At 35.2% G+C, this 24,667-nt stretch carries 19 protein-coding genes; 16 read left to right on the top strand and 3 right to left on the bottom strand.

Going from position 1 to position 24,667, the window contains the following annotated elements; translation table 11 throughout:
• Positions 1–10: 10 nt before the first annotated feature.
• Entirely contained in the window at positions 11–1,300 is a 1,290-nt protein-coding gene (locus BM238_RS13300; RefSeq protein ID WP_233741987.1) for a T9SS type A sorting domain-containing protein, read from the bottom strand.
• 457 nt (positions 1,301–1,757) lie between these two features.
• Here BM238_RS13300 and kduI point away from each other — a divergent pair, with 457 nt between their 5' ends.
• The 10 genes from kduI to BM238_RS13250 all read left to right on the top strand — a co-directional run bounded on the left by kduI (position 1,758) and on the right by BM238_RS13250 (position 12,295).
• Positions 1,758–2,594, top strand: coding sequence for a 5-dehydro-4-deoxy-D-glucuronate isomerase (gene kduI, locus BM238_RS13295; protein ID WP_090082294.1), 837 nt, complete (start codon positions 1,758–1,760; stop codon positions 2,592–2,594).
• 3 nt (positions 2,595–2,597) lie between these two features.
• Entirely contained in the window at positions 2,598–3,383 is a 786-nt protein-coding gene (locus BM238_RS13290) for a gluconate 5-dehydrogenase (protein ID WP_090082290.1), read from the top strand.
• Positions 3,384–3,588: 205 nt separating this feature from the next.
• Complete coding sequence (uxaC, locus tag BM238_RS13285) at positions 3,589–4,992, top strand: glucuronate isomerase (protein WP_090082286.1); 1,404 nt, start codon at positions 3,589–3,591, stop codon at positions 4,990–4,992.
• 11 nt (positions 4,993–5,003) lie between these two features.
• On the top strand, positions 5,004–5,327 hold the full coding sequence (locus BM238_RS13280) for a cupin domain-containing protein (RefSeq protein WP_090082283.1): 324 nt from the start codon (positions 5,004–5,006) through the stop codon (positions 5,325–5,327).
• A 40-nt stretch (positions 5,328–5,367) separates the two neighbouring features.
• The gene (locus BM238_RS13275) at positions 5,368–6,408 is read left to right on the top strand and encodes a sugar kinase (RefSeq protein ID WP_090082279.1); all 1,041 of its coding nucleotides are present in this window, start codon (positions 5,368–5,370) and stop codon (positions 6,406–6,408) included.
• A gap of 111 nt (positions 6,409–6,519) precedes the next feature.
• The gene (locus BM238_RS13270) at positions 6,520–6,969 is read left to right on the top strand and encodes a NanQ anomerase/TabA/YiaL family protein (RefSeq protein WP_090082275.1); all 450 of its coding nucleotides are present in this window, start codon (positions 6,520–6,522) and stop codon (positions 6,967–6,969) included.
• Between the two features lie 10 nt (positions 6,970–6,979).
• On the top strand, positions 6,980–7,645 hold the full coding sequence (locus BM238_RS13265) for a beta/alpha barrel domain-containing protein (protein WP_090082271.1): 666 nt from the start codon (positions 6,980–6,982) through the stop codon (positions 7,643–7,645).
• Positions 7,646–7,665: 20 nt separating this feature from the next.
• Positions 7,666–9,201 (top strand): MFS transporter, encoded by a 1,536-nt coding sequence (locus BM238_RS13260; RefSeq protein ID WP_090082268.1) that lies wholly within the window; start codon positions 7,666–7,668, stop codon positions 9,199–9,201.
• Between the two features lie 7 nt (positions 9,202–9,208).
• Entirely contained in the window at positions 9,209–10,672 is a 1,464-nt protein-coding gene (locus tag BM238_RS13255; protein WP_090082264.1) for a tagaturonate reductase, read from the top strand.
• Positions 10,673–10,684: 12 nt separating this feature from the next.
• Positions 10,685–12,295: a UxaA family hydrolase gene (locus BM238_RS13250; RefSeq protein ID WP_090082260.1), complete on the top strand. Its 1,611-nt coding sequence runs from the start codon at positions 10,685–10,687 to the stop codon at positions 12,293–12,295.
• A gap of 33 nt (positions 12,296–12,328) precedes the next feature.
• On the opposite strand, the gene BM238_RS13245 is transcribed toward BM238_RS13250, so the two are convergent.
• Complete coding sequence (locus tag BM238_RS13245) at positions 12,329–13,345, bottom strand: LacI family DNA-binding transcriptional regulator (RefSeq protein ID WP_090082256.1); 1,017 nt, start codon at positions 13,343–13,345, stop codon at positions 12,329–12,331.
• 83 nt (positions 13,346–13,428) lie between these two features.
• The gene (locus tag BM238_RS13240) at positions 13,429–14,454 is read right to left on the bottom strand and encodes a LacI family DNA-binding transcriptional regulator (protein WP_090082251.1); all 1,026 of its coding nucleotides are present in this window, start codon (positions 14,452–14,454) and stop codon (positions 13,429–13,431) included.
• 243 nt (positions 14,455–14,697) lie between these two features.
• On the opposite strand from BM238_RS13240, the gene BM238_RS13235 reads away from it, so the two are divergent.
• The 6 genes from BM238_RS13235 (at position 14,698) to BM238_RS13210 (ending at position 24,635) form a co-directional block, all read left to right on the top strand.
• Positions 14,698–16,134: a glycoside hydrolase family 28 protein gene (locus BM238_RS13235; RefSeq protein WP_233741974.1), complete on the top strand. Its 1,437-nt coding sequence runs from the start codon at positions 14,698–14,700 to the stop codon at positions 16,132–16,134.
• Positions 16,135–16,146: 12 nt separating this feature from the next.
• Positions 16,147–19,140, top strand: coding sequence for a SusC/RagA family TonB-linked outer membrane protein (locus tag BM238_RS13230; protein ID WP_090082247.1), 2,994 nt, complete (start codon positions 16,147–16,149; stop codon positions 19,138–19,140).
• A gap of 11 nt (positions 19,141–19,151) precedes the next feature.
• Positions 19,152–20,939 carry a RagB/SusD family nutrient uptake outer membrane protein gene (locus tag BM238_RS13225; RefSeq protein WP_090082243.1) on the top strand — a complete coding sequence of 596 codons (1,788 nt, stop codon included), beginning with the start codon at positions 19,152–19,154 and terminating at the stop codon, positions 20,937–20,939.
• Between the two features lie 104 nt (positions 20,940–21,043).
• A complete protein-coding gene (locus BM238_RS13220) occupies positions 21,044–22,660 on the top strand; it encodes a glycoside hydrolase family 43 protein (RefSeq protein WP_090082773.1) in 1,617 nt (538 codons plus the stop codon).
• A gap of 108 nt (positions 22,661–22,768) precedes the next feature.
• Positions 22,769–23,587 (top strand): T9SS type A sorting domain-containing protein, encoded by an 819-nt coding sequence (locus BM238_RS13215; protein ID WP_090082240.1) that lies wholly within the window; start codon positions 22,769–22,771, stop codon positions 23,585–23,587.
• Positions 23,588–23,723: 136 nt separating this feature from the next.
• On the top strand, positions 23,724–24,635 hold the full coding sequence (locus tag BM238_RS13210) for an alpha/beta hydrolase (RefSeq protein ID WP_090082237.1): 912 nt from the start codon (positions 23,724–23,726) through the stop codon (positions 24,633–24,635).
• Positions 24,636–24,667: the final 32 nt, after the last annotated feature.

Raw genomic sequence — 24,667 nt, 5'->3', positions numbered from 1 at the left:
ATTAAATTTTTTATTTCTTAATAAATTTGAACGAGGTTGATTTTTCATTCCTCGTAACATTACATATATAAACTCCCGCAGGTAAATTTCCCAGATTTAAGTTTAATTTTTCACCTGAATTTATTTTTTTAGAAACAGAAAGCGCTTTTTGGCCTGTTACAGAATAAAATTTCAGATCCGTTTTACCAGAACTTTTATCTAAAAAATCAATGTTTAAAATATCTTTTACGATGGATGGATAATATTTTAAACCTAATTGCGATAAAACTTCATTTGTAGCCAAAGGTGCACAGCTTGAAGAAATTACCCCTGCAGAACTTACCTGAAGTGTTGCACCTGCGCCACAAGTTGCATTTGAAACAGAAGTTGCTACATCCGCTACAGGCATTGTGGTATAGGCGTAGGTTGGTTTTAATGCTGTACCTTGATCTAAACCTGTGACATCTGCACCAGATGTACCCTTTATAGAACCAGCGAATTTCACAGAAGTTGTGCCAGTACCTTCATTAACTGGAGTGGAAATATTTGTTATTTGCTCAAAATTTGTATTCTCTACATAGCAGGTTGTACCACTATTACCGGCACCCAATCCTATCGCAGAAGCACCAGAAACACTGGTTTTATAATAGCAGTTCAAGACATGAAGCTCTGCATTTCTAGCTCGTGGCATCCTTGCTTTACAGCCTTCAGCAAAATAATTATTTTGAAAGGTGATGCTGTATCGTCCATCAGCAGGAAAATCAGTAATTGCGGAGCCAACTAAATTTGTAAATCGATGGTCAGCAGAACCGCCGGAACCTCCTGCGATTGCCGGTTTTAGATAAGTGAATTTACACCAGGAAATTGAAACATTGTCTGCGGCGCCTTTATTGTCAAAGTTACCGTCCATTCCGTCCTGAAACTCACAATGATCTACCCAGACATTTGTTCCTTCATTAGTTAAATTATCGCGTCCATCGACATCATAAGCGCCCGGTCCTTCAAAAATTAAATTCCTGATGATCACATTATTTGAACCCGGCTTTATATATAAAATTCCGGAAGCATTTGCAGAAGCCGTAGAATTTCCCGGCGTGATTTGCAGATTTCTTAGCCTTGCACCTGGTAAACCAATAATTGTTTTATTATTTAAAGTGACACTCGTATAAACACAGTCAATAATACCGGAAACCAATATAACGGAATTGGCTGTTGTTGTTGAGTTTAATGCATTTTTTAAAGCAGTATAAGTTGTAACTGTAATAGGTGTAGCATTTCCACCGCCAGTTGCAGCGGCGCCAAAACCTTCGGGAGAAGTCATATTATAGTTTTGACTGAAACTGATTTGAAATGTGATTAAAAAGAGCAATAAAAAGCTAAATTTTTTCATTATAATATTTTATGTAATCGATTACGAAAATATATAAATAATTTATAACGAAAATATAAATTTCAAAATTTCTTATAAAAATATTTTTGTTTTATCAATCAGTTTTATGCCAAGTAAACTGTGCTGGCATATTGGAAGCTCTTTTTTATGAAATATTTTGCATTAACTGTGACATTTTTCGGATATCTTAATTAATATTTTCTTGTTATTTTAAAACAGAGTAAATAATTTTTGCACAATTATCTCAATGTCCAATAATATTTTGATTATTTAAATAACTGATTATCAGTTATTTGATTTAAAATATTAAATAGTTTACGTTAAACTATTTGGTATAACAGAAATATTTTTATCTTTGTGTAATCGATTACAGTCAAAAATAACATACATGAATTTTAGTTTTAGGTACGCAGCAAATCCTGCAGATGCAAAATCATACGATACACAAAGGCTTAGAGATGAGTTTTTAATAGAAAAACCATTTTCTGAAAATGAGATCAACCTCGTTTACTCAATGTACGACAGATTTATTGTTGGTGGAGCGATGCCATTAACTGAAGATTTAAAATTAGAAACTATCCCTTATTTAAAATCAGAAAATTTTCTGGATCGTAGAGAATTAGGAATAGTGAACGTTGGTGGCGATGGCGAAGTGGAAGTTGACGGTGAAATTTTTTCACTTTCAAAAAAAGAAGCACTTTATGTAGGAAAAGGAATTAAAAATGTAATTTTCAGAAGCAAAAGTTCAAACGTACCAGCGTTGTTTTATTTAAATTCAGCACCTGCACATACCAATTTTCCAACAAAAAAAGTAAGCAAAGAAAACGCAATTGTTATTCAGTTAGGCGATGAAAATACAGCAAACAAAAGAGTTTTAAATAAATTGATCGTCAACGAAATTGTTGAAACCTGTCAACTTCAGATGGGATTAACAGAATTGTTACCCGGAAATATTTGGAACACAATACCTTCTCACACGCACACAAGAAGAATGGAAGCCTACTTTTATTTTGATCTGGAAGAAGGTCAAACGATTTCTCATTTTATGGGCGAACCAAACGAAACGCGTCATATTTTCATGCAAAATAACCAGGCAGTTTTATCACCGGAATGGTCGATTCATTCAGGAGCGGGAACTTCCAATTATTCCTTTATTTGGGGAATGGCAGGTGAAAATTTAGATTACGGCGATATGGATATTGTGGCAACAAATGAATTAAAATAACGGATGGATTTATTTAATTTAAAAGGAAAAACAGCATTAATTACCGGCGGAACACACGGTTTGGGAATGGCGATGGCAGAGGCATTGGCAGAAGCCGGCGCGCAAATTATAGTTACCGGAAATACACCGGAAAAAATGGAAAAAGCCCTGGAACACTATCATTCCAAAGGTTATTTTGCAAAAGGCTACTTGTTTGATGTAACAGATGAAAACGCAGCCGCAGAAAATTTAGAAAAAATTTCAAAAGAAATAGGTGATATTCACATTTTGGTAAATAATGCCGGAATTATAAAACGTGAACTAGCGATCACAATGCCCGTTTCAGATTTCAGAAAAGTGATCGATGTCGATTTAGTTGGTCCTTTTATAATGTCTCAACTCGTTGCAAAACAAATGATTGAGCGTAAAGAAGGCAAAATAATCAACATTTGTTCTATGATGAGCGAATTGGGCAGAAGTACCGTTTCCGCTTACGCCGCGGCAAAAGGCGGACTAAAAATGTTGACCAAAAACCTAGCAACAGAATGGGCAAAACATAACATTCAGGTCAATGGAATTGGTCCCGGTTATTTTGCGACAACCCAAACAGAGCCGATTCGCGTTGATGGACATCCTTTCAACGAATTTATTATCAGCAGAACGCCCGCTGCAAGATGGGGAAATCCCGAAGATTTGGGTGGCGCGGCAATTTTTTTGGCCTCAAAAGCCAGTGATTTTGTAAACGGACAGATTATTTATGTGGACGGTGGAATTTTAGCAACCATCGGTAAACCTTCAAACGAAGATTAAAACAAGTTAAATATAAATTAATTTTTTTTGGGCAGCAATTTCCGCCTTCCGTTCCCACTCTTTTTTTCAAATGCAAAAAAAGGAGTTCCACTCAAGTCGGGCTGCAAGAGATTCGCTTAAAAGAGAAATTAGAATATAATAAGAAATATTCACCCAACAATTCCCTCTCCTTTGGAGAGGGTTAGGGTGAGGAAAAAAATAAAAAATGAGCAAGAATTTCATACACGATAATTTCCTCTTAGAAAACAAGTTTGCAGAAGAATTGTACCACAATTATTCCGCGAAACAACCTATAATTGATTATCATAATCACCTTTCGCCACAATTAATTGCAGAAGATCATATTTTTCAAAATATTACCGAAGTCTGGATCAAAGGTGATCATTACAAATGGCGCGCAATGCGTACTTTGGGCATCAACGAAAGTTTCGTCACCGGAAATGCATCCGATAAAGATAAATTTCTAAACTGGGGAAAAACCGTTCCTTACACCATGAGAAATCCTTTGTATCATTGGACACACTTAGAATTAGCAAGATATTTTGACATTCATGAATTATTAAATGAAAATTCTGCAGAAAAAATTTACAACGAAACTTCAGAAAAATTACAAACGTCAGAATTTAGCACCAGAAATTTACTCAAAAAAGTAAATGCTGAATTGGTTTGTACCACAGAAGACCCGATTGATAATTTGGAACACCATCAAAAATTAAGAAACAGTGATTACAACGTTAAAGTAAGTACCGCATTTCGTCCGGACAAAGCCATTTTAATAGAAAATGATGGTTATAATGATTACATCAATGTTTTAGCACAAGTTGCAGATTTTCCGATTAATACGTTTGATGATTTGTGTTTTGCTTTAAAGAAAAGAATCACATATTTTCATGAAAACAATTGCAGATTATGCGATCACGGTTTAAATCAAATTTATTTTGAAAATTTTACCGACAGTGAAATCAAAGATATTTTCAAAAAGAAGAGAGAAAATCAAACGATTTCACATCAGGAAGCCGTAAAATTTCAAAGTGCAATTCTATTATTTTTAGCAGAAACTTACCACGAATTTGGTTGGGTTCAGCAATTTCATTTGGGTGCACTTAGAAATAATAACGCAAGAATGTTGAAAGTTTTAGGTCCAGACACCGGTTGGGATTCTATCGGCGATTTTTCTCAAGCAGCAAAATTATCGCAATTTTTAAATGCTTTGGATTCAAAAGATAAATTAGCAAAAACCATTTTATATAATTTAAATCCTGCTGATAATGAAGTTTTAGCGACAATGATCGGGAACTTTAATGACGGAAGTGTAAAAGGAAAAGTACAGTTCGGTTCCGGATGGTGGTTTTTAGACCAAAAAGACGGGATGACAAAACAGATGAATGCGCTTTCAAATATGGGATTAATTTCCTGTTTTATCGGAATGTTGACTGATTCAAGAAGTTTCCTTTCTTTTCCAAGACACGAATATTTCAGAAGAGTTCTTTGTAATCTTTTAGGTCAGGAAATCGAAAAAGGCGAATTACCTGCAAGCGAAATGGAATGGATCGGAAAAATGGTTTCCGACATCAGTTATAACAACGCGAAAGAATATTTTAATTTTTAAATAGGAATAAAATGTTTTTAGAAAGTAAAAATTACAACTGGGAAAAAGTTGATGAAAATTTAGACAGAGCCGTTGTTGCTTTCGATGATTCTTTAATGCAAACCATCGTAAAATTTAAAAAAGGCGGAATAGGAAAACTTCACAATCACATTCATTCTCAAGTAGCATACATCGAGTCGGGATCTTTCGAGGTTCAGATTGAAGATTACAAAAAAGTCTTGACAAAAGGTGATACTTTCTTTTTAAAAAGTAATGTTACGCACGGTGTGGTTTGTCTGGAAGAAGGCATTTTAATTGAATCTTTCAGTCCGATGCGGAAAGATTTTGTAAAATAGAAAATTATAAAAAAACATAAAATAAAAAAAACTAAAGATAATGAGTAAAGTAGTAACGTTTGGTGAGATCATGTTGAGATTATCACCGCAGGGATTTTTAAGATTTTCACAGGCCGATAATTTCGACGTTGTTTATGGCGGTGGCGAATCTAATGTCGCAGTTTCATTGGCAAACTATGGTATTCCTGTTGATTTTGTAACACGTTTACCGAAAAATGACATCGGCGAATGTGCGATGATGGAAATGAGAAAACGCGGCGTTGGTGTTGATAAAATTGTTTGGGGCGGCGATCGTTTAGGGATTTATTTCCTTGAAACAGGCGCAGTTTCTCGTGGTAGTAAAGTGGTTTATGACAGAGCACATTCTGCAATGTCTGAAATTCAATCCGGAATGGTAAACTGGGAAGAGGTTTTCCAGGGCGCTGATTGGTTTCACTGGACAGGAATTACACCTGCAATTTCTCAAAATTCCGCAGATGTTTGTCTTGAGGCCGTAAAAGCAGCAAGCGCATTAGGAATTACTATTTCAACAGATCTTAATTACCGCGCAAAACTTTGGAAATATGGCGGCGATAGAGAAAAAATAATGACAGAATTAACATCTTATTGCGATGTGATTCTAGGAAATGAAGAAGACGCAGAAATGCATTTTGGCATCAAACCAGACGGCGCGGCAGTTCAAACGCACGGTCATGATGTAAAAGCAGAAGCATTTTTAAATGTCTGCGAGCAAATGATGAAAAAATTCCCTAGAGCGAAAAAAGTAATTACCACTTTAAGAGGATCAATTTCTGCTTCCCACAACACTTGGGCAGGCGTTTTATACGACGGAAAAGAAATGTTGCAAACGCGTCAATATCAAATTACAGACATCGTAGATCGCGTTGGCGGCGGCGATTCTTTCATGGGCGGCTTGATTTACGGACTTTTAACTTACCCGAATAACGACCAAAACGCCTTAGATTTCGCAGTTGCAGCCTCTTGTTTAAAACACACCATCAAAGGTGACGCGAATTTAGTAACTGTCGATGAGGTAAATAAATTAATGGGCGGCGACGCTTCCGGTAGAGTAGCGAGATAGGATTTGGTTGATGGTTGATAGTTGTCAGTTTTTAACTGATAAATTTTTAAATGAAACCTAAAACCTAAATTTAAAAACCATCAACTGACAACTAACAACCGACAACCAATTATGATAATAGATAGTTTAAAAAACGCTCAGAAATACGAAAGTTTAAATCCACTTTTTAAAACAGCATTTGATTTTCTTCAAGGCAAAGATTTACAAGATCTCGAAGACGGAAAACACGACATCGCCGAAGGTTTAAAATTGATTGTCAGCAACGGAAACGGAAAAACCAAGGAAACCAGTTTAGAAAAATTTGAATGTCATCAACAAAATATCGACATCCAAATCTGCGTTAACGGCAATGAAACAATTGGCTGGAAACCTAAAGAAAAGTGCAATAATCCAAAAGAAGATTATAATTCTGAGAAAGATGTGCAGTTTTTTAATGATTCGCCGGATATGTTTTTCCAGTTGACAAATGGTCAGTTTGCCATTTTTTATCCGGAAGACGTCCACGCACCAATGATAGGCGAAGGTGCAATTAAGAAATTAGTATTTAAAGTTAAAATTTAAGAAAAATAATATGAGCAATATTCAAAAAGTAACCGACGCAATTGTAAACCAGGGAACGCTTCCCTTATATTTTAACGCCGATGAACAAGTAACGCTTGAGGTTTTGAAAAGCATTTACAAAGCCGGAATTCGCGCGGTAGAATATACAAACCGTGGTGAAGCGGCTTTGGCAAATTTTAAAAAAATGGTAGAATTGAGAAATTCTGAAATGCCTGATTTATTATTAGGAATTGGAACCATTAAAAATTTAGAACAAGCCAAAGATTTTGAAAGCGCAGGTGCAGATTTTTACATAAGTCCGGGTTTTGTGCCGGAAGTTGCAGAATATTTAAAATCAAAAAACGCATTTTACAGTCCAGGTTGTATGACGCCAAGCGAAATTATCGCGGCTGAAAACGCAGGAATTGGTTTTATTAAATTATTCCCTGGAAACATGCTCGGTCCTGATTTCTTAAGTGGTATTAAAGATATTTTCCCAAAATTATTATTTATGCCAACTGGCGGCGTGGATACGACGAGGGAAAATATTTCTGGTTGGTTCAAAGCCGGCGTTTCTGCAGTTGGAATGGGAAGTAAATTGATCAGCAAACGATTAATGGCGGATAAAGATTACGCAACAATCGAATCTGAAACTAAAAAAGTTTTAGAATTGATAAAAGATATTAAATCAAATTAATTTCATAAAAAATTTTTGATATGAATCCACAAAATTCTACTAAACCAACCGCATTCAGGTGGACTATTTGTACCTTGTTGTTCTTGGCAACAACGATCAATTATATGGACAGACAGGTTTTATCCTTAACCTGGAAAGATTTTATAGAACCTGAATTTCATTGGAACAACAATGATTATGGTAATATAACTGCGTTATTTTCCATCTTTTATGCGATAAGTATGTTTTTTGCGGGTAAATTAGTGGATTGGTTGGATACCAAAAAAGGTTTCCTTTGGGCAATCGGGATTTGGTCTGTAGGTGCATGTTTACATGCTTTTTGCGGAATTGCTACTTCAGGATTAATAACCGGTGAATGGATCATGAGTTTTGAAGGTTCAAAAGAAGCTTTAGAAAAAGTTGATAATACAGCATTAATTATAAGCACAAGTGTAACGCTTTTTATCTTCGCAAGATTGATCTTAGCAGTGGGTGAAGCAGGGAATTTCCCAGCGGCGATTAAAACAACCGCAGAATTTTTCCCGAAAAAAGACCGTGCATTTTCCACCAGTATTTTTAATGCAGGTGCAACGGTTGGTGCTTTAGCAGCACCATTGACGATTCCTTTTATTGCCGCAGCTTATGGTTGGGAAATGGCTTTTATCATAATTGGCGCGCTTGGTTTTATTTGGATGGGTTTGTGGCAGTTTACCTACAAAAAACCACATCTGCATAAAAAAGTTAATGAGCACGAATTAAAATATATTCAACAGGATGATACGGAAGAAGAATCTGCAAAAACAAATTCCGGCGAAAAAACAAAAAGTTTCACCTTTGCACAAGCATTTACACACAAACAAACCTGGGCATTTATTTTTGGAAAATTCATGACAGACGGAGTTTGGTGGTTCTATCTTTTCTGGACACCGGCTTATTTAAGTTCCGTTTATGGAATGGATTCTACGCAAAGTGCAATTCCATTATTTGTTCTTTACGCCATCACTTTACTCTCAATTATTGGGGGTTGGTTGCCAAAATATTTTGTTGATAAGAAGGGAATGAATCCCTATTCCGGACGAATGAAAGCAATGTTAATTTTCGCGTTTTTCCCATTGTTAGCTTTGGTAGCGCAACCTGCAGGAAGTATTTCTTTCTGGTTTCCGGTTTTAATTATCGGTATTGCCGGAGCGGCACATCAAGCCTGGTCTGCAAACATTTTTTCCGTTGTTGGTGATATGTTTCCTCGAAGAGCAATTGCCACGATAACCGGAATTGGTGGTATGGCCGGTGGAATTGGTTCGTTTTTAATTAATAAAGGTTCCGGCGTTTTGTTTGATTATTCTCATAAAACCTGGACGACAATTGATGGCGTTCCTTTCCTTCAAAAATACCCGCAATATGCAACAGAACGTATTCCTGATGAATTATTTAAAACATTAAAAACTTCCGGAGTCATCATTTCAGATGGAATTGATAAAGGATATATGATTATTTTCTCAATTTGCGCCGTGGCTTATTTAATTGCCTGGTTCATCATGAAATCACTCGTTCCTACTTATAAAGTAATAAAAGATTAAAAAAAACATGGAAACTCAAACTAAATTAAAAATAAACAGACAAAACGCCGGGAAAACTGAGATATTACCCATCAAAGTTCTTCAATTTGGAGAAGGTAATTTTCTACGCGCATTTGTTGATTATGCTTTTTTTAAATTAAATAAAGAAGTTAATTTTAATGCCGGAATTGCTTTGGTGCAGCCACTTGCAGGCGGAATGGTAGATTTTATTGACAAACAGGACGGTCTTTACACTTTATTTTTAAATGGCATAAAAAACGGCGAAAAAATTCAGGAAATTGAGTTGATCGATAATGTGGTAAAATGTATTAATCCGTATAAAGATTTTCAGGATTTTTTAGATGTTGCGAAGTTGGATTCTTTAGAATTCGTGATTTCAAATACCACAGAAGCAGGGATAGAATTCGTAGACACAGACGTTATTTCTAATGAAAGTCCGGCCTCTTTTCCCGCGAAATTAGCTATTTTTCTTTATGAAAGATTTAATTATTTTAAAGGAGATTCTGAAAAAGGTTTAACAATTATACCTTGCGAACTCATCAATTATAATGGTGATAAATTAAAAGAAATTCTTTTGCAATACGCAGATCTTTGGAAATTAGAAGCTGAATTTAAGACCTGGATTTCCGAAGCCTGTTCATTTCATAATACTTTGGTAGACAGAATTGTTCCGGGATATCCACGAAATGAAATTGATCAATACAATAATAAATTGGATTATCAGGATGATATTTTGGTCACCGCAGAACCATTTTTCCTTTGGGTAATAGAAGGTGGCGAAGATCTGAAAGCAAAATTACCATTCGATAAAATAAATCTGGACGTGAAGATCGTTTCAGATATGCAACCTTACCGCACAAGAAAAGTGAGAATTTTGAATGGAATTCATACCGCAATGGTTCCTTTTTCCATTATGTTTGGAAATAAAACGGTTCAACAATCCATGGATAATGAATTCACCGGAGATTTTATTCAAAAATTGACCTACGATGAAATTGTTCCCACTTTGGATATGGACAAAGAAGATCTAAAGAATTTCGCAGATGAAGTGATGGATCGTTTTAGAAATCCATTCATCAAACATCAGCTTTCAGATATTGCTTTAAATTCAATTCCTAAATTTAAAGTTCGGGTTTTACCAACGATTTTAGATTTCATTAAAGCAGAAAATAAATTACCTTTAAATTTGGTTTTTGGTTTCGCAGCAACGATCAGATTTTATCAGGGATCCTGGCAAAATGAAGATCTTCCCGTAAAAGATTCGCAGGAAATTGTAGAAACAATGAGGGAATATTGGAGTGAAAATAGCATCGAAAAAGCAGTTTCGCAAACCTTATCAAATACCGAATTTTGGGATCAAGATCTAACGAAGGTTGAAGGTTTGGAAGAAGCGATCGTATTTGCCATTTCGGAAATGGATCAAAACGGAATCGAAAAAGGATATCAAAATTTTATTGCAAAATTTTCTTAAAAATTTTAGAAAATGAAAAAATTAATGAAGGTAAATGCTTTAGACAACGTCATAGTTGCTTTGCAAAACCTGGAAAAAGGTGAAATTTTGACCTTTGAATATAAAGAAATCGTCACTGAAACTGCGGTAAAAGCAAAACATAAAATTGCGGAAAATGATTTTGCAGTTGGTGATGAAATTATAATGTACGGCGTTTTAGTGGGGAAAGCTTCAAAACCTGTGAAAAAAGGGGAAGTAATTACCACTGAAAACGTAAAACACCAAAGTGAACAGGTTTTCGGTAAAAACGGAAATCTTGGTTGGACGCCACCAAATGTTGAACGTTGGAAAGACAAAACTTTCAACGGTTATCATCGTGCAGATGGACAAGTTGGAACCAAAAATGTCTGGTTATTTTTCCCTCTGGTTTTCTGTGAAAATAAAAATATCGAGAAATTAAAGGATATTTTTGAGAATGAACTTTTGCCTAAAAAAGAGGTTTCATATAAAAATTTCCTTCGTTCTTTAATTGAGGAAAAAAGTGTAGATGAAGTTGAAGATAAATCTTTAACTGAAAATCTTTTAGATAATATTGAAGTTAAATTCATCAATCATCAAGGTGGATGTGGCGGAATTCGTCAGGATTCTGAATTGTTGGCAAAATTACTTGCAGGTTACGTGAATAATCCAAATGTAGCCGGAGCAACTGTTTTAAGTTTAGGTTGCCAGAATTTACAGATCGATATTTTTCAAAACGCTTTAAAAGAAATGAGTCCGAATAGTGATAAAGAAATTTTGATCTATGAACAACAACAAATCGGAACGACCGATAAAATGTTTCAAATGGTCATTAAAGATTCGTTTGAAGCCATAAAAAGAGCCAATCAAATCGAAAGAAAACCAGCGCCTTTATCAAAACTTAGTATTGGTTTAGAATGTGGCGGATCTGACGGTTTTTCCGGAATTTCTGCAAATCCTTCTTTGGGAATTGTTTCTGATATTTTCTCAGCTTTAGGCGGAAAAACAATTTTAGCAGAATTCCCGGAATTATGCGGCGTTGAGCAAGAATTAATGAATCGTTGTGTGGAAGAAAAAGACGCCGATAAATTTTTAAGGTTAATGAAAGCGTTTGAAAAATCGGTTGTAGATGCAGGTTCGGGATTTGACATGAATCCATCTCCAGGAAATATTAAAGACGGATTAATTACCGATGCCATGAAATCTGCTGGAGCTTCCAAAAAAGGAGGAACAGCACCAATTGTTGATGTTTTAGATTACGGCGAATACATTTCAAAATCAGGTTTAAATCTTTTAAACACACCCGGAAATGATGCAGAATGTACCACAGGATTGGTTGGAGCAGGTGCAACAGTGGTTTTATTTACAACGGGTTTAGGAAATCCGATGGGAAATCCAATTGCGCCGGTGGTGAAAATTTCCTCAAACACGACAACGAAAGAAAGAATGTCAGACATCATTGATATTAACGCTGGAACCGTAATTACGGGTGAAAAATCCATCCAAGAAGTTGGAGAAGAAATTGTAGATTACATTATAGAACTGGCAAGCGGAAACGTGGAAACGAAAGCAGATCAGCTGAAACAGGATGTGTTTATTCCCTGGAAAAGAGGGGTTTCTTTATAAATAAATTTTAAGATCCATTAGAAATAATGCATCTTATTTTTTTGTTGATTTCCGTAAAATAAGTTCCGGCTCGAGAACTACTTTTTTGTGAATCACCATATTAGTTGGATTTTCTTCCTGCTCCAGAAAAACTTTCGCGGTCATTCTACCCATTTTTAAAGGAAACTGATCAACAGTTGAGATCGATAATTCCATAAACTGTGTAAATGGTTCATTCGCAAAACCAATTACAGAAAGGTCTTCCGGTATATTTAGGTTATTGGCTCTGAGTTCCTGTATCGCACCTAAAGCTGCAAAATCACTTGAAGAAAATATGGCGTCGGGTAATGGATTTAACTTTAAAAGTTTTTTAGCCGCTTTTTTTCCTTCGTCAATATTACTTTCTGTGCGGAAAATGTAATTTTCATTGTATTCAATTCCATTATCAGAAAGCGCATGTTTGTAACCTGCCAAACGTTCCTGAAAAATTTCCAGATCAAGATCACCTGAAAAGTAAGCGATTCTTTTGCTACCGGTGTTTATTAAATGTTGCGTAGCGCTATAACCACCTTGAAAATCATTGATAGTAACAGAACTTACGTTTTCCATGGTTTTTTTTCTGTCGAAAAAAATTAAAGAAACTCCTTTTTTCAAAACCCTTTCTAGCGCAGAAACGTCCTTCATGGATGTGGAAATAAAAACAGCATCAACTTGAGAATTTAATAAAGTGTCAATATTTGCTATTTCTTTTTTAGGATCTCCATGTGTCTGGCAAATGATCACACTGTAATTGTGCGCATTGAGTTCTTCTTCAATACCGGTAATTATTGATCCAAAAAAACTACTGTCGACACGCGGTACTATTACTCCTACCGTTTTACTTTTACCGCTTTTCAGAGCTAAAGCAAGTTTATTTTGCTCGTAACCCATTTTTTCGGCAGCTTTCAAAACCAATTCTTTTGTTGTGGGACTAATATTTGTTTTATTATTTAAAGCTCTGGAAACTGTTGCAACCGAGATATTTAATTGATCGGCAATGTCATAAATTGTGTTTTTTTTGTTGGTTACCATTAGTTTTTTATTGAAAATTGTGAAGTGAAAATAGCTACAAATATAAACGAAATTACGATGTCGTAGATTTCTGTGTGTCTTATTTACTTATCTATAACAGAAATTTCTTTCGTTGTTTTCCTTAAAATAAGTTCAGGATTTAAAACAACTTTTTTAATTATTTTTGCATCAGCGCTATCAAGTTGTTCTAAAAATATCTGCGCGGCCATTTTGCCCATTTCCAAAGGAAACTGATTAATTGTAGTAATTGACAATTCCATGAATTTGGTAAAAGGTTCATTGCTAAAACCGATCACGGAGATTTCTTCCGGAATTTTGTAACCACCTTCTTGCAATTCTTGTATGGCACCAAGTGCGGCGTAGTCTATCGCAGAAAAAATTGCATCTGGTAAAATGTTTTGTGAAATCAGGTTTTTTACAGCATTTTTCCCCTCTTCAAGACTGCTTCTCGTTTTAATAACCAGATTTTCGTTGTAATCGATTGCAAAATCGTCCAGAGCTTTTCTGTATCCCAAAAATCTTTCGCGAAAAATCGGAATATTCTGATCACCGCTAAAGTGTGCAATTTTTTTGCATCCACTGTTTATTAAGTGCTTGGTTGCTTGATAACCGCCCTCAAAATCATTGATTGTAACCGAACTTGCCGTTTCAATATCAGTAGTTCTGTCAAAAAATATAAGCGGAACATTTTTTTCTAAAACCCTTTCGTACGCAGCTTCGTTGTCATTTGAAGTCGATATAAAAATAGCGTCAACCTGAGAATTTAATAAGGCTTCGATCTTTGTGAGCTCAGTGTTTTTATCTCGGTATGTCTGGCAAATAATTACGTTATAATGATACGGATTAAGTGCTTCTTCAATACCTTTTATCACGGTACTGAAAAAATAACTGTCAATTCTTGGAACTATTACACCTACGTTTTGGCTTCTGCCGCTTTTGAGAGCAACTGCAAGTAAATTTTGCTCGTAGTGCATCTCAGCAGCGGTTTTTAAAACTAATTTTTTAGTCTTCGCGCTGATATTTGGTTTGTCATTTAAAGCCCTGGATACCGTAGCTACCGAAACATTCAGTTTTGCTGCAATATCGTAAATGGTGGATTTTCTTTGCATAAAGGTAATTATGGGGCTTGTTTCAAAGGTGCAAAGATAGATAATAGAAAAATACAAATGTGAAATATTTGTTAATTATATGAGAATATTTAAGATTAATTGTAGTTAATATTAACACTCTTGTTGAAAATTATTAAAATTTTACTAAAAAAGTCTTGTCTGTTCAAAAAAAGAAATATATTTTTGTAATCGATTACATTTTAAGAAATCAAATCATTTAATTTAGTTTTAAAAAGAATATTTGTGAAAAATCTTTTGTTTTATTTTTCTGCTTTAAGTTTAATAATTTCATGTCATAAAGGCGTGACGCAACAAACCGACATGACTTCTCAGGCATGGGATAATTTAAAAAACATTGAAAAAAATATTGTACCGCCAACTTTCAAAAATGTGGATTATAATGTAAAAAACTATGGTGCAATTGCGGATGGTGTATCAAGTTGTACTGCTGCTTTTAAAAAAGCCATTATTGAATGTTCATCTAAAGGCGGAGGTAGGGTAGTGGTGCCGGCCGGGATATATTTTACCGGACCAATTCATCTTGAAAATAATGTAAATTTTCATCTGGAAGAAGGCGCGGAAATTAGATTCAGCACAAATCCGGACGATTTTTATCCTTTGGTTCAGACTTCATTTGAAGGAAATGAACTGATGAATTATTCGCCTTTAATTTACGCAAAAAACAAAAAAAACATTGCAGTTACAGGCAAAGGAATTTTAAATGGACAGGCCAACGAAACCAACTGGTGGCCGTGGAAAGGTTCAACTTCAGAGGGAGGAACTTACGGTTATGTAAAAGGTCAGCCTATGCAAAACGATCCAGGAAACCTTCCGGTTTTAGTTAAAATGGCAGATAATGATGTACCGGTTTCGCAAAGAATTTTTGGTAAAGGAAAATATCTGCGACCAAATTTCATTGAAACTTTTGACTGTCAAAATGTTTTAATACAAGGTGTAAAAATTATCAATGCACCATTCTGGATCCTTCACCCAATTAAAAGTACCAATGTAACGATCGATGGTGTGGATATTAACAGCCATGGTCCGAATAACGATGGTTGTGACCCGGAATATTCTAAGAATGTTTTAATTAAAAACTGCACATTTAATACAGGTGATGATTGCATCGCAATAAAATCCGGTAGAGATAATGAAGGAAGAAAAGTGGGCATTCCAAGTGAAAATATCATCGTAAGAAACTGCAAAATGATTGACGGACACGGTGGTGTGGTCATCGGAAGTGAAATGTCTGCAGGTGTTAAAAATGTTTTCGTGGAAGATTGTTTAATGGACAGTCCAGAACTTGAACGTGCGATAAGATTAAAAACCAATACCAGAAGAGGCGGCGTAGTGGACGGCGTTTATGTTAGAAATATTACTGTTGGAAAAGTAAAAGAGGCTGTTTTACATATCACCATGAATTATGCGATCTACGGAGATCAAAAAGGAAATTTTTTACCGGAGATCAGAAATATTGTTCTGGAAAATGTGACGGTAAAAGATGGTGGTAAATATGCAATTTTCGCTGATGGTTTAGAAAATTCTAAAATCTCTAATATCACTTTCAGGAATGTAAAAATTGAGAAAGTAAAAGAGAATTTTAACGTAAAAAATGTCGAAAATTTAAGATTGATAAAAACCTTTATAAATGGTGCAGAAACCGTTTATAATAAAAATTAAAAAATTAATTATATGAAAAACAGTTTAATAAAACTAACCTGTACAGTTGCAGTCTTTTATTTTGGTTTTGATATCTCTGCCCAAAAAGTAAAAGATACATTAGGGAAAGAAAAGAAAATAGATGAAGTTGTATTGATCGGCTATGGAACTACAAGAAAAAGTGATCTTACCGGCTCTGTGGCAGTTGTTGGTGGCGCTGAACTTGAAAAAGCACCTATTGCAAATGTAGCGCAGGCTTTAACTGGTAAAATTGCGGGTTTAACTGTTACTACCACGGAAGGTTCGCCAGATGCGGAAATAAATTTGAAAGTTAGAGGCGGAACTTCTATTTCTCAGGATAATAATCCTTTGATTATCGTGGATGGTTTCCCTGTGGGAAGTTTAAATGATATTCCTTCTTCCATTATTCAGAATATCACAGTTTTAAAAGATGCTTCATCAACCGCAATATACGGTTCAAGAGGTGCAAATGGTGTTATTTTGGTAACGACAAAAGCAGGTAAAGCCGGACAGGTGCGCGTCACTTTGAACGGTTATTCAGGTTATAAATTTTTAGCAAACGAAATTGATGTTTTATCGCCTTTGGATTATGCAAAATGGCAGTATGAATTTGCTACCTTAATAAAAGATGTTCCATCTTATGAGAAATTTTTTGGGCCTTACAGCACAATTAATAAATACCGGGATTTTAAGGGGGCAGATTGGCAAAAACAGATCTACGGAAATACAGGAACTTATCAAAATACAGAACTTGGCGTAACTGGTGGTTCAAGTAAATTAAATTTCAACATTAATTTAGGACACTACAACGCAGAAGAAATTCAGATCGGTTCTAAATTTAAAAGAGATAATATTTTATTAAATCTTAAATCTAAAGTAAACGACAAAATTGATCTTGGTTTTACATTTAGATATTCCAACCAAAGATTAAATGGAAGTGGTGCAAATGAGCAAAATGAAGTTTCATCTGCAGATTCCAGATTGCGCAACAGTGTGGCATATTCGCCAATTATTATTCCAGGATTGGTTACCGAAAATCCAGATGATGCTGAAGATGGCTACTTGGTTAACCCTTTAACGGCCATTAGAGAAAATGACCAAAAGCAGGAAAAGAAAAATTCTGTCTTACAGGGAAGTTTGGGTTACAAAATAATTAAAAACCTTTCTTTTAACAGTAATTTTGGTGTAGAATTTAACAGAACTTCAACTTACCGTTTTTACGGCCGTACCACTTATTACGCAGGAAATGTACCACCGGTTGCTTTGCAGGGATTGCCCTCACTAGTTTATACCCAGCGTTCGGATGATAAATACAGGATCTCGAATGTTTTAAATTACGATTTTAAAAGTATTTTGGGTGATGATCATAGTTTGAAATTATTGATTGGTCAGGAATACCAGCGTTTTCAGAGAAATGACAAAACGACTGTAATAAATGGTTTCACTAAAGCATTTAATTTTCAGAATGCGTTAGACAGCAGTTCAGATGTAGCACCACAGAATTATTTAAATTTTTATTCGCAGGATGACCGTTTGCTTTCATTTTTTGGACGTGTTAACTACGATTTTAAAAACAGATATATTTTAACAGCCACTCTTCGTGCAGATAGTTCAAGTAAATTTACTCCGGGTAATAGACTGGGATATTTTCCTTCGGCTGCATTAGCGTGGAAGATTAATCAGGAAAATTTCTTACAGGATGTAAGCTGGATCAGCCTTTTAAAAATGAGGTTAAGTTACGGACAGTCAGGTAATAATAATATTCCAAACGGTCTTACAACGCAACAATTTGTATCGCCGCTTTCCGGACTAAATTACATAAATGGTGTGCTTAGTTATTTAGCACCGACAAATATTCTGGCAAATCCAAATCTTAAGTGGGAAACTACGACGACGCAGAATATTGGTTTAGATTATGAGTTTTTTAAAGGAAGAATATCAGGAACCTTGGATGTGTATAAAAATAATACCAGAGATCTGTTAGTATCATTCCCGATCAATTCCGGAGGATATGAATTTCAGTTCAGAAATATTGGTGAAGTTGAAAATAAGGGTTTAGAAGGTTCCATTAATTTTGATGCTATAAAAAAGAAAGATTACGGCTTAAACTTCGGCTTTAATATGGCTTTCAATAAAAACAATGTTGTTTCACTTGGCACTTTAAATAATTTTGATGCAGCGTCAAACTGGGCATCAACTATTGGGACAGATTATCAGGTAAAAGTAGGACAGCCTTTTGGTTTAATGTATGGTTATAAAAATGACGGCCGCTATGAAGTTTCAGATTTTAACTTTGCAAACGGTGTTTATACCTTAAAAACAGGTGTTGTGAATTCTTCCACGATCGTTGGTGCAGTTCAGCCAGGAACGATGAAATTAAAAGACATTAATGGTGATGGAAAAGTTGATATTAGTGATAAGTCTATAATTGGTGACGTTAATCCAAAATTTACCGGAGGTTTTGTTTTAAATGCAAATGTTAAAAACTTTGATCTTTCAGCTTCTTTAAATTTTAGTGTTGGTAATGATGTTTATAACGCAAATAGAGTTGAATTTACAACGGCTACATCATCCTCACCGGATGGTCAATACAGAAATCTAAGCACAGAAATGGCTGATGGAATAAGATGGACTAATATTGACCCAAATACTGGCGCGACGGTTACTGATCCTACCGCTCTTACTGCTTTAAATGCTAATACGAAACTCTGGTCTCCATTTATGTCAAGATATGTTTTGACGGATTGGGCCATAGAAGATGCGTCTTTTCTTCGTTTAAATACTTTGACTTTGGGTTATAAATTTCCTGAGTCTTTAAGTTCAAAGGTTGGTCTTTCAAAAATCAGAATTTATGCGACAGGTTTTAATATCTTCGTTTTAACTAATTATTCAGGTTTGGATCCTGAAGTTTCAACCCGTAGAAAAACACCTTTCACACCTGGTGTTGACTCTTCACCTTATCCAAAATCAAGACAGGTTGTATTTGGATTTAATCTTAATTTTTAAAAAAATTTAAAATGATAAAATATATAAAATTAACCGGGTTACTGCTGTTGATTACGACAGTTTCCTGTAGTAAACTTCAGGATGATCTGCTTAATGTAGCCTCGCCCTCAAGTTTAGAAACCCAAACTATATTCTCAAATATCGACCTTACAAAAAATGCTATCGATGGTATTTTGGTTCCAATCGGGGAGACAAATTCTTATCGTGGCAGATATATTCCGTGGTATGGTATGAATACCGATGCAGAATGGTATAATTCCTCAGAATCTACTTCCAATGATAATGCTGATTTGTGTATTTATGATACAAAAGCAAACAATAGTTTGATGAATACAACAAATAATGTTTGGGCACAAATGTATTTGGGGATTGACAGAGCAAACCAATGTATCGTAGGAATTCGCCAATACGGTAGTCCAACAGTAGGTTCTGCTTTTGGATACTATCTGGGTACTGCTTTAACTTACCGAGCAATTTACTATGCAGATTTGCTTAAAACCTGGGGTGACGTACCAGCACGTTTTCAGCCAACTGATATAAACTCAGTTTATGTTCCTAAATCAAGTCGTGATGTTATTTATAAGCAGATCATAGCAGATCTTGCTGAGGCAGAAGAATTAGTTCCCTGGCCAAACGGAGGTTTCGCTACAAACGATACAGAGCATATCAATAAAGCTTTTGTTAAAGGTTTACGAGCAAGACTGGCAATGGCTGCTTCCGGATTTCAGCAATATCCAGATGGTGTAAGACGTTCTACAGACGCGGATTTGTCTGTTGCCAAAATGTATAAAATTGCGCTTGACGAGTGTAGATCAGTTATTACCAGCGGATCAGCAAGTCTGGTTCCTTCTTTTGAAACTTTATGGAGAAATCTTAATAAAGAAGTTTTAACTGCAGGTAGTGAATCCCTTTGGGAAATTCCATTCGCAGCAGGAAGAGGTCGTGTGTTATTCACATTCGCAGTGAGACATACTACTAATGATCAGTTTCAGCAAAATGGTGCAAACAGAGGTGGACAAGGTGGACCTTTACCAAATGTTTTTTACGATTATAATGTAAAAGATTTGCGAAGAGACGTTACTTGTGTACCATATTTATGGGGAGCAGCTGTAAACGGTATTGCTAAACAACAACTTGGCGCGATTAATAAATGGTATTTTGGTAAATACAGATATGAATGGATGACAAGGTTGGTAACCTCTACAAATGACGACGGTGTTAATAAAATTTATATGCGTTATGCTGAGATCTTATTGATAGCGGCAGAAGCTGCTAACGAACTTGAAGGTCCTTCATCCGCGGCACCTTATCTCAAACAAATTAGAGCAAGAGCTTTCAGCGCTGCGGATCAGCCTACTCAGGTTGATGCTTATGTAAACAGTCTTAGTTCAAAACCGGCAATGTTTACAGCAATTGTTAATGAAAATAAATATGAATTTACTGGTGAAATGGAACGTAAACAATCCCTTATCCGTTGGAATTTATTAGGTGCAAATCTTGCAAATGCAAAAGCACAGTTAACAGATCTTAAAAACCGTGCGGGCGCTTATACAGATGTTCCTAAAACTCTATATTTTAAATACGCAGCAGATGGATTTACATTGCAGATTTATGGTTTAAACAGAGGAGAAACTACAAACCCTGGCGCAGGCTGGACTTCAATTGACTGGACTGTACTTACAGATTCAAAAATTGCGGCACTCTACAAAAACAATCCGGATACAAAACAATTCTGGCCAATTTGGCAAGTTTTTATAGACACAAGTAACGGCACGTTGAAGAACGATTACGGTTACTAGACACCAATTAATTTTTCATTAAAAAACTTGCCATCAAAAACAGCTCAAAATGTTTCTTGATGGCAAGTTTTTTTTGGCTAAAATTTCTACTTATTTTAAAATTTATGAAAGCATTACTTATTTTAAATTTCATCATTTTTCCAAATTTATTATTTTTTGCACAAAAAGAGAAGATTACAGCTTCTGTTTGGAATGCCGATAATGGAAACGGAACTTACACAAATCCCATTCTACATAGTGATTATTCTGATCCCGATGTTGTTAAAGCCGGTGATGCCTATTATATGACGGCTTCCTCATTCAACTGTATTCCGGGATTGCCGATTTTAAAATCTTACGATTTGGTAAACTGGGAATTAACAAATTATGCTTTAAAGAAAAATATTCCGGAAGAATTATATAATAAAGTTCAACCGGGAAAAGGCGTTTGGGCAGCTTGCATCAGATTTCATGATGATTATTTTTACATTTTTTATCCTGATCCTGATTTTGGTATTTACATGATTAAAACTAAAAATCCTGAAGGAGATTGGAGTCAACCAGTTTTAATGAAACCTGGAAAAGGTTTGATAGATCCCTCGCCACTTTGGGATGATAATGGAAAAGCTTATTTGGCTTACGCATTTGCAGGAAGTCGCGCCGGGATAAAAAGTATATTGATGATCTGTACAATGAATCAAGAGGGAACTCTCGCAAATCAGGATGACGTTCTTTTAATAGACGGTCATCAGGAAGAATCAACCATCGAAGGACCAAAAATTTATAAAAAGAATGGCTTTTACTATGTTTTTGCTCCAGCTGGTGGCGTTTCAACCGGTTGGCAAACTGTTCTTAGATCAAAAAATATATTTGGACCTTATGAAAAAAGAAAAGTGATGGATCAGGGGAAAACCAATATTAACGGTCCGCATCAGGGCGCATGGGTTTTTACAGATTCCGGCGAGGATTGGTTTATTCATTTTCAGGACAAAGGTGCTTTTGGCAGGATTGTACTTTTAGAACCGATGAAATGGAAAGACAACTGGCCAATTATTGGAAATGATTTTGATAACGATGGTATTGGCGAACCGGTTTCAATCTTTAAAAAACCAAATGTTGGTAAAACTTATGCTAAAATCTCGCCTCCGGATTCTGAAGAATTTAATTTACCAAAGTTAGGATTACAGTGGCAGTGGAATGCAAATTCTCAAATCGTCTGGGGATTTCCGAGTAGTTTAGGATATTTTACTTTAAACTGTATTCCAAAACCTACCGACTTTAAAAACCTTTTTGATGCACCAAATGCTTTCCTTCAAAAAATTCCTGCACCAAATTTTACAGCGACAGCAAAAATTGATACTTATTTTAAAGATGAAACTGAGGAAGCAGGACTTGTAATTTTAGGTCTGGATTATTCTTATTTAAAAATTAAAAAAAAGGGTGATCAACTAATAATTTCCCAGGTTATTTGTGAAAATGCAGATAAACATATGACTGAAAAACAGATTGAATCTGTCTCTCTAAATTCTAAAACAGTATATCTTCGGGTAAAACTGACAGCAGATGGACAAAGTAATTTTTATGTCAGCGAAAACAATTTAAACTTCAAAAAAATTGGTTCAGGTTTTCATATGAAAGAAGGAAAATGGATAGGTGCGAAGATCGGATTTGTTGCCTTGCGGGACAGTTTTACAAATGATGCCGGGTATGTCAAACTGGATTGGTTAAGATTTGATAATTAGAGTATTGTAAAATTTTTATTTAAATAAATGTTAAAAAATACTATGAATGACAAATATTTTTTATATTTGCGTAATCGATTACATTAATAATAAATAAAAAATATCGTTATGAAAAAACAATTATTATTTTTAGCTTTTACAGTAGCTACATCTCTGTTCAGTTTAAAAGCACAAACTAAAGTTTATGACTTTAGTAACGATACAGCAACTTGGCCAATAAGTGCAGGTATCGGTACTTCAGATATTGTAAAAAATGGTTTGGGGCTTCATCCAATCGCAACAAATACAAATTTTGCCGCAATAACCAATTCATCGCAGGCAACTTTTTCTGACGGTTACGTTGCAACTGGAAACCGTTTACAGACAAACGGTGGTGGTTCTCCAACAGCTGGTACTTTTACACCAACGCAACGCTATTTTTTCGTTCAGGTAGATGCTGGTTGTACAGTTAAGGCGTGGTATAAAAGTGGTTCTGGAGGCGCTGTCAGAACAGTTAATGTTTCAAACGGTGGTTCTGTTTTATATGGATCTGTTGCTACGGTTCCAACTGCTTCACCGGTTGATTCTGCAATTCTAACTGTTAATGTTCCTGTTGCGGGTACATTTTACATCTACACAGATGCAGCAATTAATTTTTATAAAATTGAAGTTTCAGGTGCAAATGTTACAACTACTTTAGCATCCAACACACTTGCTACAAATGATGTTAAAGCTAAAAACCCTTCAAAAATTTATACAACTGCAGGTGTTGTTCATGTTAGCAACATAACAGCGGATTCAAAAGTAAGTGTTTTCACGTCTGACGGCCGTTTGGTAAAATCTGTAGATACAAAAACAAGTACGGATCTTCCTTTAAAAGCAGGGTTCTACATCGTTAATATTGTATCAGAAAAAGGGACATTGTCTCAAAAAGTTTTGGTAAAATAGAATTAAATTTTTTTGTTAAAAAGACAGCATTTTCAAAAAATGCTGTCTTTTTTATTTTAAAAAACGTGAAAGCAAAGATTAATACTAAATAAAAAATGTAAATTTGTGTAATCGATTGCAGATTTTAAAGTGTTCTATGTTAAAATTAATCACATTCTTCCAGATTTTTTCGCTAATTACTTGGGGAAATGCACAAGTTGTAAAAGACACCACTTTTACAGACCACTCGGAATATGTGAAAACTATTAAAAAATATTCATTCATTATACCTGTAGAATATAAAAAAAGTGAAAACATTGTTTTTGAAAAAGATCTGATTTATAAATCCGAAAACGGAAGAGATTTGCACTTTGATGCACTTTTAAATAAAGAAAAGGAAAATTATCCTGCCGTAATATTAATTCATGGCGGCGGCTGGAAATCCGGCGATAAAAAAATGATGTATCCTTTAGCAGAAAATCTCGCGGAAAACGGATACAATTGTTTCGAAATCGAATACAGATTATCCGATGAAGTAAAATATCCAGGCGGCGTGGATGACGTGATAAACGCTATTAAATTTATAAAAAAAAATAAAAAGAAATTCAATATTAATAGCAACAAAATTGCGATTTTAGGCGTTTCAAGTGGTGGACAAATGGCGGCTCTAATCGGTAATAAATACCCGGATTTGGTAAACGCAATTGTTGATATCGACGGCATTTTAGCTTTTCACCACCCGGAATCTGCGGAGGGAAAAGTAGCTGCTTTATGGTTAGGCGGAACTTATGAGGAAAAGCCGAAAATATGGGAAGAAGCCTCGGCATCAAATCATGTCTCAGTAAATTCACCACCAATTTTGTTTTTAAATAGTCAAAATGTACGTTTTCATGCCGGTCGAGATGATATGATTGAAAAACTAAAAGAATTTTCAGTAGATTGTCACGTGGTTACAATACCGGAAACGCCGCATACTTTTTGGATTTTTCACCCTTGGTTTGAAGAAACTACCTACTTTATAAATTCATTTTTAGATCAAAAACTTAAAACTAAATCAAAAAATTTCTAAACATTTTAAACCTGAAATTTGCAATTTGATCT

Source organism: Halpernia frigidisoli, assembly GCF_900113805.1.
Classification (GTDB): Bacteria; Bacteroidota; Bacteroidia; order Flavobacteriales; family Weeksellaceae; genus Halpernia; species Halpernia frigidisoli.
This window is presented reverse-complemented; position numbering and strand designations above follow the sequence as displayed.

Coding starts and splice junctions, on each gene's coding strand:
- BM238_RS13265 (WP_090082271.1), top strand. CDS start 6,980: ATGAGCAATATTCAAAAAGTAACCGACGCAATTGTAAACCAGGGAACG.
- BM238_RS13290 (WP_090082290.1), top strand. CDS start 2,598: ATGGATTTATTTAATTTAAAAGGAAAAACAGCATTAATTACCGGCGGA.
- BM238_RS13210 (WP_090082237.1), top strand. CDS start 23,724: ATGTTAAAATTAATCACATTCTTCCAGATTTTTTCGCTAATTACTTGG.
- BM238_RS13280 (WP_090082283.1), top strand. CDS start 5,004: ATGTTTTTAGAAAGTAAAAATTACAACTGGGAAAAAGTTGATGAAAAT.
- BM238_RS13215 (WP_090082240.1), top strand. CDS start 22,769: ATGAAAAAACAATTATTATTTTTAGCTTTTACAGTAGCTACATCTCTG.
- BM238_RS13245 (WP_090082256.1), bottom strand. CDS start 13,345: ATGGTAACCAACAAAAAAAACACAATTTATGACATTGCCGATCAATTA.
- BM238_RS13255 (WP_090082264.1), top strand. CDS start 9,209: ATGGAAACTCAAACTAAATTAAAAATAAACAGACAAAACGCCGGGAAA.
- uxaC (WP_090082286.1), top strand. CDS start 3,589: ATGAGCAAGAATTTCATACACGATAATTTCCTCTTAGAAAACAAGTTT.
- BM238_RS13230 (WP_090082247.1), top strand. CDS start 16,147: ATGAAAAACAGTTTAATAAAACTAACCTGTACAGTTGCAGTCTTTTAT.
- BM238_RS13300 (WP_233741987.1), bottom strand. CDS start 1,300: ATGACTTCTCCCGAAGGTTTTGGCGCCGCTGCAACTGGCGGTGGAAAT.
- BM238_RS13260 (WP_090082268.1), top strand. CDS start 7,666: ATGAATCCACAAAATTCTACTAAACCAACCGCATTCAGGTGGACTATT.
- BM238_RS13220 (WP_090082773.1), top strand. CDS start 21,044: ATGAAAGCATTACTTATTTTAAATTTCATCATTTTTCCAAATTTATTA.
- BM238_RS13225 (WP_090082243.1), top strand. CDS start 19,152: ATGATAAAATATATAAAATTAACCGGGTTACTGCTGTTGATTACGACA.
- BM238_RS13250 (WP_090082260.1), top strand. CDS start 10,685: ATGAAAAAATTAATGAAGGTAAATGCTTTAGACAACGTCATAGTTGCT.
- kduI (WP_090082294.1), top strand. CDS start 1,758: ATGAATTTTAGTTTTAGGTACGCAGCAAATCCTGCAGATGCAAAATCA.
- BM238_RS13240 (WP_090082251.1), bottom strand. CDS start 14,454: ATGCAAAGAAAATCCACCATTTACGATATTGCAGCAAAACTGAATGTT.
- BM238_RS13270 (WP_090082275.1), top strand. CDS start 6,520: ATGATAATAGATAGTTTAAAAAACGCTCAGAAATACGAAAGTTTAAAT.
- BM238_RS13275 (WP_090082279.1), top strand. CDS start 5,368: ATGAGTAAAGTAGTAACGTTTGGTGAGATCATGTTGAGATTATCACCG.